This is a genomic window from Bradyrhizobium sp. (genome assembly GCF_016219575.1).
GTDB lineage: Bacteria > Pseudomonadota > Alphaproteobacteria > Rhizobiales > Xanthobacteraceae > Bradyrhizobium.
The window spans coordinates 424,506-436,851 of record NZ_JACRMG010000009.1; the positions used below are offsets into that span (position 1 = coordinate 424,506).

13 protein-coding genes are annotated in these 12,346 nt (G+C 64.6%); 10 read left to right on the forward strand and 3 right to left on the reverse strand.

Features of this window, described 5'->3' with window-relative positions; all coding sequences use genetic code 11:
* The first annotated feature begins 128 nt into the window (after positions 1 to 128).
* The 3 genes from HZB49_RS07035 to HZB49_RS07045 all read left to right on the forward strand — a co-directional run bounded on the left by HZB49_RS07035 (position 129) and on the right by HZB49_RS07045 (position 3,503).
* The gene (locus HZB49_RS07035) at positions 129 to 773 is read left to right on the forward strand and encodes a DUF47 domain-containing protein (protein WP_291609784.1); all 645 of its coding nucleotides are present in this window, start codon (positions 129 to 131) and stop codon (positions 771 to 773) included.
* Positions 774 to 789: 16 nt separating this feature from the next.
* Positions 790 to 1,797, forward strand: coding sequence for an inorganic phosphate transporter (locus HZB49_RS07040; protein ID WP_291609785.1), 1,008 nt, complete (start codon positions 790 to 792; stop codon positions 1,795 to 1,797).
* Positions 1,798 to 1,886: 89 nt separating this feature from the next.
* Complete coding sequence (locus HZB49_RS07045; protein ID WP_291609786.1) at positions 1,887 to 3,503, forward strand: peptide chain release factor 3; 1,617 nt, start codon at positions 1,887 to 1,889, stop codon at positions 3,501 to 3,503.
* 25 nt (positions 3,504 to 3,528) lie between these two features.
* Here the strand turns inward: HZB49_RS07045 and HZB49_RS07050 are convergent, their stop codons facing one another.
* Positions 3,529 to 3,816: a hypothetical protein gene (locus HZB49_RS07050; RefSeq protein ID WP_291609787.1), complete on the reverse strand. Its 288-nt coding sequence runs from the start codon at positions 3,814 to 3,816 to the stop codon at positions 3,529 to 3,531.
* Between the two features lie 286 nt (positions 3,817 to 4,102).
* Here HZB49_RS07050 and HZB49_RS07055 point away from each other — a divergent pair, with 286 nt between their 5' ends.
* Both HZB49_RS07055 and HZB49_RS07060 read left to right on the forward strand, forming a co-directional pair.
* Positions 4,103 to 4,828: a crotonase/enoyl-CoA hydratase family protein gene (locus tag HZB49_RS07055; RefSeq protein WP_291609788.1), complete on the forward strand. Its 726-nt coding sequence runs from the start codon at positions 4,103 to 4,105 to the stop codon at positions 4,826 to 4,828.
* A 43-nt stretch (positions 4,829 to 4,871) separates the two neighbouring features.
* Positions 4,872 to 5,429, forward strand: a complete 558-nt coding sequence (locus tag HZB49_RS07060; protein ID WP_291609789.1) for a TetR/AcrR family transcriptional regulator — start codon at positions 4,872 to 4,874, stop codon at positions 5,427 to 5,429.
* 21 nt (positions 5,430 to 5,450) lie between these two features.
* Here HZB49_RS07060 and HZB49_RS07065 read toward each other — a convergent pair whose 3' ends face one another.
* Positions 5,451 to 6,683, reverse strand: a complete 1,233-nt coding sequence (locus HZB49_RS07065) for a benzoate/H(+) symporter BenE family transporter (RefSeq protein ID WP_291609790.1) — start codon at positions 6,681 to 6,683, stop codon at positions 5,451 to 5,453.
* Positions 6,684 to 6,882: 199 nt separating this feature from the next.
* Between HZB49_RS07065 and HZB49_RS07070 the strand changes: the two genes are divergently transcribed.
* The 4 genes from HZB49_RS07070 to HZB49_RS07085 all read left to right on the forward strand — a co-directional run bounded on the left by HZB49_RS07070 (position 6,883) and on the right by HZB49_RS07085 (position 10,563).
* The gene (locus HZB49_RS07070; protein ID WP_291611123.1) at positions 6,883 to 7,443 is read left to right on the forward strand and encodes a hypothetical protein; all 561 of its coding nucleotides are present in this window, start codon (positions 6,883 to 6,885) and stop codon (positions 7,441 to 7,443) included.
* 85 nt (positions 7,444 to 7,528) lie between these two features.
* The gene (locus HZB49_RS07075) at positions 7,529 to 8,113 is read left to right on the forward strand and encodes an NnrU family protein (RefSeq protein WP_291609791.1); all 585 of its coding nucleotides are present in this window, start codon (positions 7,529 to 7,531) and stop codon (positions 8,111 to 8,113) included.
* Between the two features lie 2 nt (positions 8,114 to 8,115).
* Entirely contained in the window at positions 8,116 to 8,940 is an 825-nt protein-coding gene (gene panB / locus HZB49_RS07080; RefSeq protein WP_291609792.1) for a 3-methyl-2-oxobutanoate hydroxymethyltransferase, read from the forward strand.
* 12 nt (positions 8,941 to 8,952) lie between these two features.
* A complete protein-coding gene (locus HZB49_RS07085) occupies positions 8,953 to 10,563 on the forward strand; it encodes a class I adenylate-forming enzyme family protein (protein ID WP_291609793.1) in 1,611 nt (536 codons plus the stop codon).
* Here the strand turns inward: HZB49_RS07085 and HZB49_RS07090 are convergent.
* Complete coding sequence (locus HZB49_RS07090) at positions 10,560 to 11,441, reverse strand: hypothetical protein (RefSeq protein WP_291609794.1); 882 nt, start codon at positions 11,439 to 11,441, stop codon at positions 10,560 to 10,562. The genes HZB49_RS07085 and HZB49_RS07090 overlap by 4 nt on opposite strands.
* Before the next feature lie 241 nt (positions 11,442 to 11,682).
* Here HZB49_RS07090 and HZB49_RS07095 point away from each other — a divergent pair, with 241 nt between their 5' ends.
* A complete protein-coding gene (locus HZB49_RS07095) occupies positions 11,683 to 12,336 on the forward strand; it encodes a tetratricopeptide repeat protein (RefSeq protein WP_291609795.1) in 654 nt (217 codons plus the stop codon).
* Positions 12,337 to 12,346 lie beyond the last annotated feature (10 nt).

Consider the following 12,346-nt stretch of genomic DNA (forward strand, 5'->3'; position numbering starts at 1 on the left):
TTCGAGAAAGCGGTGGATGACCCGGTTCCGGGCGCCGCCGCCTTGGGTTTTTCCGGCAATTCGGTCTATGACAGTTTCGTGACGGGAGCGCGGGCTTCCCGGCCGTTTCTGACAATGGACTGACCCACATGCTGCGCTGGTTTCGTGCCTTCTTGCCGAAGGAAGAGCGGTTTTTCGACCTGTTCGCCCGCCACGCCGAAACCTGCGTCAAGGGCGCCGAGGCCCTGCAGGGCGTGCTGCGCGGCGGCGAGGAAACGGCGGTCTACTGCCAGCGCGTCAGCCAGTTCGAGAACGACGCCGACGGCATCACGCGCGAGGTGCTCACCGCCGTGCGCCGCACCTTCATCACCCCGTTCGACCGCGGCGACATCAAGAACCTGATCACCTCGATGGACGATGCCATCGACCAGATGCAGCAGACCGCGAAGGCCGTCATGTTGTTCGAGGTGCGTACCTTCGAGCCGCCGATGCGCGAGATGGGGCAACTCCTGGTCGAATGCGCCAATTTGGTGTCCCGCGCGCTGCCGTTGCTGAAATCGATCGGCGAAAACGTCTCGATGCTGACGTCGATCACGGAAGAGCTGACCAAGCTGGAAGGCCGGGTCGACGACCTCCACGACATCGGCATGAAGGAGTTGTTCCTCAAGCACCGGAATGCCAGCGCCATGGACTTCATCGTCGGCGTCGAGATCTACGACCATCTCGAAAAGGTAGCCGACCGCTTCGACGACGTCGCCAACGAGATCAATAGTATCGTGATCGAACAGGTATAGGGCAGGGACCTGAGCCGTGGACGCCTCGCTGGGTCTACCCATTCTGGTCGCGCTGATTGGCGTGGCGCTGCTGTTCGACTTCCTGAACGGCCTGCACGATGCCGCCAATTCGATCGCGACCATCGTCTCGACCCGTGTGCTGCGGCCGCAATATGCAGTGTTCTGGGCGGCGTTCTTCAACTTTATCGCCTTCACGGTGTTCGGCCTGCATGTCGCCAACACCATCGGCAAGGGGATCATCGAGCCGAGCGTGGTCGATGCTTCCGTGATCTTCGCAGCCCTGGTCGGCGCAATCGTCTGGAACCTGATCACCTGGGCGCTCGGCATTCCCTCCTCGAGTTCACACGCGCTGATCGGCGGGCTCGTCGGCGCCGGCATGGCCAAGGCGGGCCTTTCGGCTGCGGTTTGGAGCGGACTGTCCAAGACGTTGCTTGCCATCGTGCTGTCGCCGCTGGTCGGGTTCCTGCTGGCGATCGTGCTGGTTGCCATCGTGTCGTGGCTCGCCGTGCGTTCGACGCCGTTCGCCGTCGACCGCGCGTTCCGTATCCTGCAGTTCGTCTCGGCCTCGCTCTATTCGCTCGGCCATGGCGGCAACGACGCGCAAAAGACCATGGGCATCATCGCGGTGCTGCTCTATTCGCAGGGCTATCTCGGCGCAGACTTCAACATCCCGTTCTGGGTGGTGATCTCCTGCCAGGCCGCGATGGGGCTGGGCACGCTGATGGGCGGCTGGCGCATCGTGCGCACCATGGGCCTGCGCATCACCAAGCTGACGCCGATGCAGGGCTTTTGCGCCGAGACCGGCGGCGCGGCCACGCTGTTCATGGCGACCTATCTCGGGGTTCCCGTCTCGACCACCCATACCATCACCGGCGCCATCGTCGGCGTCGGCGCCTCGCGGCGGCTCTCCGCGGTGCGCTGGAACGTGGCAAGCTCGATCGTCTATGCCTGGGTGATCACGATCCCAGCATCCGCGCTGGTGGCGGCCGCGACCTACTGGGCGGTGCTGCTGCTGCGCTGGTAGCCGGTTGGCGAAAAGCATGCCCAATTCCTATATGGGTTGGGTTCCGAACAAGCTTGATATCAGCCGTTTTCCCTGCCAAACGCTCGCCCATGTCCGATATTGCCCTGACCGCCGCGCAACCCGCCGCGTCGCCGCTTGCCCATGAAGTGGCACGTCGCCGCACCTTTGCGATCATCTCTCACCCCGACGCCGGCAAGACCACGCTGACGGAAAAACTGCTGCTGTTCGGCGGCGCCATCAACCTCGCCGGCCAGGTAAAGGCCAAGGGCGAGCGGCGCAACACCCGTTCCGACTGGATGAAGATCGAGCGCGAGCGCGGCATTTCGGTCGTCACCTCGGTGATGACCTTCGAATTCAATGGTCTTGTGTTCAACCTGCTGGACACGCCGGGCCACGAGGACTTTTCCGAAGACACCTATCGAACGCTGACCGCCGTCGATTCGGCGGTGATGGTGATCGACGCCGCCAAGGGCATCGAGGCGCGCACCCGAAAACTGTTCGAGGTGTGCCGGCTGCGCGACATCCCGATCATCACCTTCATCAACAAGATGGACCGCGAGAGCCGCGACACCTTCGAATTGCTGGACGAGATCGAGAAGACGCTGGCGCTCGACACCACGCCGATGACCTGGCCGGTCGGCCGCGGCCGCGACTTCCTCGGCACCTATGATGTCGTCAACGGCGGCGTCCGCCTGCTCGAGGGTGGCGGCGCCAAGACCGGCGCCACCGAGCAGATCGACATCGCCGATCTCGGCAAGCGCAACCCCAATCTGGACGTCGGCCAGGTCAGGGAAGAGCTGGAGCTGGTCTCGGAGGCCTGCAAGCCGTTCGATCTCGAGGCGTTCCGCGAGGGCCATCTCACCCCGGTCTATTTCGGCAGCGCGCTGCGCAACTTCGGCGTCGGCGATCTGCTTGAAGGTCTCGGCAAGTTCGCACCTGCCCCGCGCGCGCAGGACAGCAATTTGCGCAAGGTGGAAGCCGCCGAGCCGCGCATGAGCGCGTTCGTGTTCAAGATCCAGGCCAACATGGACCCGAACCACCGCGACCGCATCGCCTTTGCGCGGCTGTGCTCCGGCAAGCTCAGCCGCGGCATGAAGGCCAAGCTGGTGCGCACCGGCAAGAACATGAGCCTGTCGAGCCCGCAATTCTTCTTCGCCCAGGACCGCTCGGTGGCGGATGAGGCCTTTGCCGGCGACGTCGTCGGCATCCCCAACCACGGCACGCTCCGCATCGGCGACACCTTGACCGAGGGCGAGGATCTCACCTTCGTCGGCGTGCCGAGCTTTGCGCCGGAAATCGTCCGCCGTGTGCGGCTGACGGATGCGATGAAGGCGAAGAAACTGAAAGAGGCGCTGCAGCAGATGTCGGAGGAGGGCGTGGTCCAGGTATTCCGCCCACGCGACGGCGCGCCTGCGCTGGTCGGCGTGGTCGGCCCGCTGCAGCTCGACGTGCTGAAGGCGCGGCTCGATGCCGAATACTCGCTGCCGGTGGAATTCGAAGTGTCGGAGTTCCAGCTGGCGCGCTGGATTTCCTGCGACGACCGCAAGAAACTGGAAGCCTTCATCAGCGCCAACAATTCGGGGATCGCCGACGACGTCGACGGCGATCCGGTGTTCATGGCCAGGAACGAGTTCTATCTCGGCTACACCAAGGAGCGCGCCGAGGGGATCGAGTTCTCCGCGGTGAAGGATGTGAAGAAGAAGTAGGCGCGGCTGCCGTCAGGATCGTTGACTATTCCCAGCCGGCCTCTTCCTCACATGCCTTCTGCTCTTCGGGGTGCGTCTTTTCCCACTCGGTGACTGACTGCGTATCTTCATCAGTCATCTTGTTGTTCATGCAAGTGCAGTACTTGAGCACGACCAGGCGCTTCGCGCCTTGATCGGAATTATCCTTGACGCATTGATTGATCCACTTGACGTCATCGGTTGTCACGGCGACGGCACTGCCGCCGGCCAAAATAACGGACAGGCTGCTCAGCAGTAAGCCTTTTAGAATTGATCTCGCGGCAAAATTCGACATCTCGCACCTCTGCTCCCGCCGATATGCGGTTCACTGGTGTTGATGCTTTTATCCGATCCAATGCGATTTGTCTGCTGTGACCTCCGCGTCATTGCCATGAGCTGCGGGGGCGAGGCCGCCCCGACCAAGCCGGGCGATGACACCTCTTGCGGGACGACTAGCCTTGGCCTTCTCGCTACATATGCATCCAGTGGATGCCGCTATGCGTCCACTGCCCGTTGTCGGGACTTGCGCCCGACCGAGCAGAAGTATCCACTGGATGCATGTAATCCAGGGAGAAGCAGCTATGACGAAACTCGCCACCTATTCCCGTTCCGGGGCCATCGCCGCCATCACCATGGACGACGGCAAGGCCAATGTGATGTCGCTGGCCATGCTGAACGCGCTGCATGCGGCCTTCGACGAGGCCGAGCGCGACAAGGTCGTCCCGATCCTGAACGCCCGCGGCAGGCATTTTTCCGGCGGCTTCGACCTCGCCGTGTTCGCCAGGGGTAGCGCCGAGGAGCAGTATTTGATGGTGAAGGCGGGCGCGGAGTTGGCGCTGCGGATATTGTCGTTTCCGTTTCCCGTGGTGGCGGCGTGCCAGGGCAATGCCTACCCGATGGGAGCGTTCCTTATCATGTCGAGCGATCACCGCATCGCCGCCGAGGGCGATTACCGGATCGGCATGAACGAGGTCGCGATCGGGTTGACCGTGCCGCGTTTCGCCATCGAGGTGGCGCGGCAGCGGCTGACGCCGGCCTATTTCAGCCGGGTCGTGATGACCGCGGAGATGTTCGGACCCGCCGAGGCCGTCACCGCCGGGTTCTTCGACCGTGTCGTTGCGGCGGACCGGCTGGAGCAGGCGGCGGAGGAGACGGCGCTGGCGCTGAGCGGGCTGAACATGGCCGCCCACGCCGCGACCAAGGCGCGGGCGCGCGGCGCGGTCATCAAGCTGATCCGGCAGGTCATCGACGAGGACATCACGCCGCAATATGGCGATGATCGCGTGGCGCGGCGGGCTTCGGCGTGAGGCGGTGGTAGCGTCCGGCGCGGGAGCTTTGTATGAAGAGAACATGACTGCAAAGCCGCGCCGGGCGACCTATCGCCACGGCAATCTCCGTGCCGATGCGCTGAAGGCCGCCACCCGCCTGGTGGCGGAGCACGGCCATGAGCGCCTGAGCCTGCGCGAGGTCGCCGAGGAGGTCGGCGTCGCGCACCGCTCGCTCTACAACCATTTCGTCCACCGCGAGGCGCTGCTCGATGCGGTGGCGACGGAGGCATACTTGCGGCTGGCGGCGAGCGTGGCCAAGGCAAGGACGCCGGAGGACTACACCGCGCGCTATGTCCGCTTCGCGCTCGCCAACCGCGCGCTCTATGCGCTGATGACCAGCCGGCCGCACGCCACCATGAAGCACAACCCGCCGCTGCAGAGCGCGGTGCACAAGGTCATCTCGGAGGCGATGCGGATTTTCGCCCGCGACATCGAATCCTCGGCCGCGCGGCGCCGTGCGGTGATGAAGGTTTACATCACCCTCTATGGCGGCATCTCGCTCTATGCCGCCGGCGTGCTCGATCAGCCCAGCGAAAAGGCGCTGATTGCGGAGCTCTCGGCCATGAACGCGAAGCTGTGATCGCGCGTCGCGTGGGCGGCGTCAGGATTTTGGCTTCGCCGCAAAGTCCGGCCGTTCCATCAGCAAGGAAACGGCAAGGCCGCCGATCAATCCCCAGAAGGCGGCGCCGACGTTCAACAGCGGGTGGTCAGCGACGGTGACGAGAAAGGCCACCAGCGCGCCGAGGGAGAACCGGCTGCCGAAGGCCGTGGTGAAGGCCGACTGCAACACGCGCAACATCGCCAGCCCCGCCAGCGCCGCGATCAGGGATTTTGGCGCGTTGAGCAGCAGCCGGGTGAAGGTCGGTGCCAGCAAACCGAACAGGATCGCCAGGATGCCGACGACGATCCCGGCGGTATATTGGCGTTTGCGCTCGCCGCTGCCGACGAGGATGGCGTTGGTCGGCCCGGTAAGGCAGGTGCTGATTCCGCCGGCGAGGGCAGTGATGGCCGAGCCGATGCCGCACGCGACAGCCACCGCGTTGATCGGCGGCTCATGACCTGCCGCCTTGAGAACGGCGATGCCCTGGCCGTTCTGCACGACGAGGACCGTGATCGCCAGCGGCACGACAAGCTCGACCATCGCGGCAATCGACCAGGCCGGCTCCTGGAGCACGGGCCGGATCAGTTCCAGCCGCAGCGGGGCCGAAGCGTCGAACTTGCCCAAGGCGATCGTGGCAACCGCGCCGACAATGAGCGCGCCGATGATCGGCGGACAGCGTTGGCCCAGCCATGGCAGCGCGGACAACAGCAACCAGACCGCGACCATGGGACCCGCGATGGCAATGTCCGCGAAGACGGCATGGACGAGGTCGAGGCCGAAACGCAGGAAGACGCCGGCGACCATTCCCATCACGATCGGCAGGGGAACGAGCTCCATGGCGCGCTTCACCGAGCCCGTGGCGCCCAGCACGAGCATCAGCGCGCTCGTGACGTAATAGGCGCCGACGACCTGGGGAAACGTCAGATGCGTCAAGGACTGACCCACCAGCACCGTGCCTGGAATGGTCCAGAAGAACGCCAATGGCTGCCGGTACAGCCAGCAGAACAGGATGGTGATGAGGCCGTTGATGAAGAAGACGCCGAAAATCCAGGAGGCGATTTCGCCCTCCGAGAGCCCGCCTTTCGAGCCGACCGAGAGGATGATGGCTACCGGCGCAGTAACGGCAAATAGCCAGCCGATGAACCCGCTCGACGCATATATCGGGCCGAAGTCGGAAAGTACTCTTCCCGGAGCCGGCGGTCTCTCGGTCGGTCGCTCGATCTGCTTCAACATGTATGGGCTTGTACGAGTGGCAGGAATCCCGGCCGGACCTTATCAAGGCGACGACGGGCGGCAAGGCTCATGAACGCAGGGCTGTGAACGGCGACGGTCTTGAACCCGGGCATCGGGAGCACCATTGTCCGGACTTGTCATTTTCGAGGCTGCCATGGTGCGGCGCGTCGTTATCATCAGCGGTCTGCTGTCCCTTGCCATGCTTCTGTCGGGCCAGGTCGACACGAGCCGCCAGATCAACCCGATCCCGTTCTCGCACGCGCCCTGCAGCGTGCTCGACAACCGGCCATGCACGCCGTCCTATTGCGGCGTATTCAACAACGGGCTCTGCATTCCCGAGATCGAATATCCCTACGGGCAGGATCTGCGGTTGACGATCCAGAGCGCGCCACCACAGCAGGACGCGGCTAGATACCGGAAGCCCGACCACGACCTCAATACCATTTCCGACCTCTTCGCCGCGCTGCGTTCCTGCTGGTCGCCGCCTTCGGCGGATACCGCGCGCGAGGGCATGCAGATGTCGGTGCGCTTCAGTTTCAAACGCTCGGGCGAGATGATCGCGGCACCGCGTGTCACCTTTGTCACATCAGGCGTTTCGGCAGACACGCGCGCCACCTATCTGAAGGCGATCAACGCCTCGCTCGATGCCTGCCTGCCGCTGAAACTCACCGATGGCCTTGGCGGCGCGCTTGCCGGCCGGCCGATCGCGATCCGCTATGTCGATAACCGCGCGCTGGGCAAGAGCTCGCAGCAGCAATGAGGCAGTCGGCAGGCGCATTGCGCTCCGCGCCCCTAAAATGATAGCCCTAGCTACGGGGGATACGGGCGCAAAACGGGAGGGTACCGTGGGACTTTGGGTGATGATCGCGGGCCTCGTGGTGTTTCTGGGCGCGCATACTTTCACTACGCAGCGCGATGCTCGCGCGCGGATGATCGCTTCGTTGGGTGAGGGCACCTACAAGATCGTCTATTCGCTGGTTTCGGCGATCGGCCTGGCGCTGATCATCTGGGGCTTTGCGCGGTATCGCGCAACCGGCTGGATCGACGTCTGGTCTCCGCCGGTCGCGATGAAGCACATCGCGATTGCGCTGATGCTGCCGGCGGTGATCATGGTGGTAGCGTCCTACATCCGCGGCCGCATCTACACGACGCTGAAGCATCCGATGCTGGCGGGCGTGAAGCTGTGGGCGGCAGCACATCTGCTCGCCAACGGCGATCTCGGCTCCATCATCCTGTTCGGCTCGTTTCTCGCCTGGGCGGTGTTCGACCGCATCTCGCTGAAGCGCCGCGGCGACGCTGGCGGTCCGCCGATTCCGGTGGGCGGGACGACCAACGACCTGATCGCGGTTGCGGTCGGCGTCATCGCCTATCTCGCGCTCGCCTTTGCGTTCCACCCGGCCGTGATCGGCGTTCCCGTCGTCGGAGCCTGAGCATGTCGGTACAGGCGGCGATCAGGCGCAAGACGGCGCCGGACATATTCGCACGCAAGGGCGGCGAGCCCATCGTGATGCTGACCTCCTACCACGCCCATACCGCGGCGCTGGTCGACCGCTATTGCGACGCCATTCTCGTTGGCGACTCCCTCGGCAATGTCATGCACGGCTACGAGACCACCGTGCCGGTGACGCTGGAGATGATGATCCTGCAGGGCCGGGCGGTGATGCGCGGATCGCAGCATGCGCTCGTCGTCGTCGACATGCCCTTCGGCTCCTATGAGGCGTCGAAGGAGCAGGCGTTCCATTCGGCGGTGCGGATCTTGAAGGAGACGCAGTGCGGCGCGGTGAAGCTCGAAGGCGGCGAGCGGATGGCGGAGACGGTGGCCTTCCTCAGCGAACGCGGCATTCCCGTGATGGGCCATATCGGGCTGACGCCGCAGTCGATCAACACGCTCGGCTCGTTCCGCGCCCAGGGTCGCGAGGAGGGGAGCTGGGAGCCGATCGAGAACGATGCCCGCGCGATCTCCGATGCCGGCGCCTTCTCTATCGTGATCGAGGCCGTGGCCGAGCCGCTGGCGCGCAAGATCACCGGGAAGATCGCAGCCCCTACCATTGGCATCGGCGCGAGCGCGGCCTGCGACGGCCAGGTGCTGGTGCTCGAGGACATGCTGGGCCTGTCGCCGCGCACGCCGAAATTCGTGCGCCGCTATGGCGATCTCGGTCCGGCCATCGAAGCCGCCATCAAGGGCTATGCGGCCGATGTCCGCTCGCGTAATTTTCCCGGTCCCGAACACGTCTACGGAATGAAAACAAGAAACTGAGGGAGCGGCGCCATGGACTGGTCGCATTCTTCCATTCCTCCCATGCGGCTGGAGGCGCGCTTCGGCGACCGCCTGGTGCCGGCCTTTGCCGAGCGGCCCGCCAGCATCTGGGCAATGATCGCGGATGCCGCTGCGCGCAATCCCGATGGCGAAGCGATCATCTGCGGCCAGCAGCGGCTGAGCTGGCGCGAGGTGGTGGCGCGATCCGCCGATATCGCGGCCGGCTTTACCAGGCTCGGTCTGGTGCCCGGTGACCGCGTCGCGGTGCTGCTCAGCAATCGCATCGAATTCGTGCTGACGATGTTTGCGGCCGCGCATGCGGGCCTCGTCACGGTGTTGCTCAGCGTGCGCCAGCAGAAGCCGGAGATTGCGTATGTACTGACCGATTGCGGCGCGAAGCTGCTGGTGCATGAGGCCGCGCTGGCGGAGCGCATCCCGGACGCGCGCGACGTGCCCGACCTCAGGCATCGTATCGCCGTGGATGACATCGCGGACCGGTCACAATTTTCGGCGCTGCTCGGCAATGCTTCGGTGCCTGCGCCCGCCACGGTCGGCGAAGAGGACACCGCGATGATCCTCTATACGTCGGGCACCACCGGCAAGCCGAAGGGCGCAATGCTCGCCCATTGCAACGTCATCCATTCCTCGGTCGTGTTCGTGTCGTGCCTGCAGCTCACGGAAGCCGACCGTTCCATCGCCGCGGTGCCGCTCGGCCATGTCACCGGCGTCGTCGCCAACATCACGACCATGGCGTGCTGTGCGGGCGCGCTCATCATCATGCCGGAGTTCAAGGCGGCCGAATATCTCAAGCTCGCCGCGCGCGAACGCGTGACCTACACCGTCATGGTGCCGGCGATGTACAATCTCTGCCTGCTGCAGCCGGATTTCGACAGTTACGACCTGTCGAGTTGGCGCATAGGCGGCTTCGGCGGCGCGCCGATGCCGATCGCCACCATCGAGAAGCTGGCGGCGAAGATTCCGGGGCTGCGACTGGCCAATTGCTACGGCGCGACCGAGACGACCTCGCCGTCGACCATGATGCCCGCCGAATTCGTCGTCAGCCATATCGACAGCGTCGGCTTGCCGTGCCCGGGCGCCACCATCATCGTCGTCGATGCCGCCGGCAGGGAGCTGCAGCGCGGCGAGATCGGCGAAATCTGGATTCACGGCGGATCCGTCATCAAGGGCTACTGGAACAATCCGACGGCGACCGCGGAAAACTTTACCGGTGGCTTCTGGCATTCCGGCGATCTCGGCTCGATCGATGCGGACAATTTCGTGCGCGTGTTCGACCGCCAGAAGGACATGATCAACCGCGGCGGCCTGAAGATCTATTCCGCCGAGGTCGAGTCGGTATTGGCCGGCCATCCCGCCGTGGTCGAAAGCGCAATCGTCGCCAAGCCGTGCCCGGTGCTCGGCGAGCGCGTGCATGCTGTCGTGGTAGTGCGCGATACCGTTGAACGCACGGCGCTGCAGGCGTGGTGCGCGGAGCGGCTCTCCGACTACAAGGTGCCGGAGACGATGGACCTGATGACTGAACCCTTGCCGCGCAACGCCAATGGCAAGGTGATCAAGCGCCAGCTGCGCGAGGGGCTGGCGTCCCGCTCGGCCGCGGCGAGCTAGAGTTTCGGTGCGCCGGCCTTTGGCGCGGCACCGCCGTTGCCGGCGGCGAGTGCCTCGGCGTCGATGGCGGAGGCGCTGATCACCCGTTTCACGTCGAGCAACACGAACTGCGCGATGCTGATGCGATCGGCTTGTGTCGACGGCGTGAACTGCACGCTGACGACACCGTCACAATTGGCGCCCCTTGCGTCCTCGATCAGGGCGGCGAGCGACTTCTCCTTCGCGGCGATCGAGCGCTTGACCACGGCGACGCAGCTGCCGCGGCCGCGGCCGCTCTCGGTGTTGAGCTTCAGCGCCATCTTGGGATCGAGCGGCTTGTCGATGGCTTCGAGCGCCAGCGCCGGCTTGCCGAACTTGCCGCCGACCGACACGATCGAATTGCCGCGGTAGATGTAATAGAGATGCTGGTCGCCGACGATCGTGGGCGTGCCGTATTTTTCCATCACCTGCTTGATCAACTCGGCCCTGGCCGGCTGCTCGCCTTCGGCGAAATTCAGCGTGCGCGAAACGAAGAAGACGCGGTTCTCGCTGGCGGGCGAGGAGAAGCCCGCGACCAGCGCTTCGCCGCTTTGCTTTGCGCCGAGCGGCGCGCTGAAATTCAATGTGGCGATAAAGCTCGCGGATGAATTGCCGAACTTGGCTTGCCCGATCTCGGTCTTGCTGTCGGCGCGTCCCCTCAAGGCGGATTCGAACACGCTTCGGGCGGCGTCCGCCGTCGAGTCCGCGGAAATACCCAGGATGTCCGGGCGAAGCTTGCCGGCGAACGCGCTGTCAGGCGTCTTCGGTTTGATCTCGGCGGCGCGGCAGGCCGCAGGCAGAATGGCCGGGCCCAGGGCAAACGCAACGGCCAACACGACAAGCGAGGCGCGCAACACCATGAATCACCTGCAAACCAGATTGGGTCGGACCGGACTACGCCAAATTCTGAACCACGATGTCAACGCTGACGGGCGATTCGTCGCGGGTCTTTCAATCCGGTCTCCCCCGTTAACGTTTTGATCCGCCTCGCTTTGCCTTGCCACGGCCATATCGTTAGGGTAACGCCGCGCGAAAGCGGGGACCGGGCGCTTGGCGCCGCTCCCTTTGGCAAACGGCTCATCGGCGGTGGGATAGCCTTAAGTGTCTGAATTATTTGACGAAGTTGATGAGGAAGTACGTCGCGAACAGCTCAAGAAGCTGTGGGACAAGTACTCCATCTATATCATTGCTCTGGCATTCCTGATTATCGCGGGCGTGGGCGGCTGGCGCGGCTACCAGTACCTGGAAGCCAAGAAGGCCGCCGAAGCCGGCGCGGCGTTCGATCGCGCCGCGGAGCTTGCCGATCAGAACAAGCATGCCGAGGCGGAGGCCGCGTTTGCCGATCTGGTGGCGAAAGCGCCGTCCGGCTACCGCATCCTGGCCCGGCTGCGCACGGCCGCAGAGGTCGCCGCGCGCGACAAGCCGGCCGCTGCCAAGATGTTCGACGACATCGCCTCCGACACCTCCGTTGCGGCGCCCGAGCGCGATCTGGCGCGCATCCGCGCGGCGCAGCTGCTGCTGGAAACCACGACCTATCCCAACATGCTGCAGCGGCTCGAGCCGGCTGCCGGGAAGGACGGCGCCTTCCGCCACAGCGCGCGCGAATTGCTGGCGCTGTCGGCCTGGCGCGCCAACGACACCGCCGCTACGCGGCAATGGCTGGACATGATCGCCAATGACGGCAACACGCCGCCGGGCCTGCGTTCGCGTGCCGAAGCGTTGCAGGCCCTGTTGCCGCCGGTAGCGAAGAGCTGACGAGATTCTG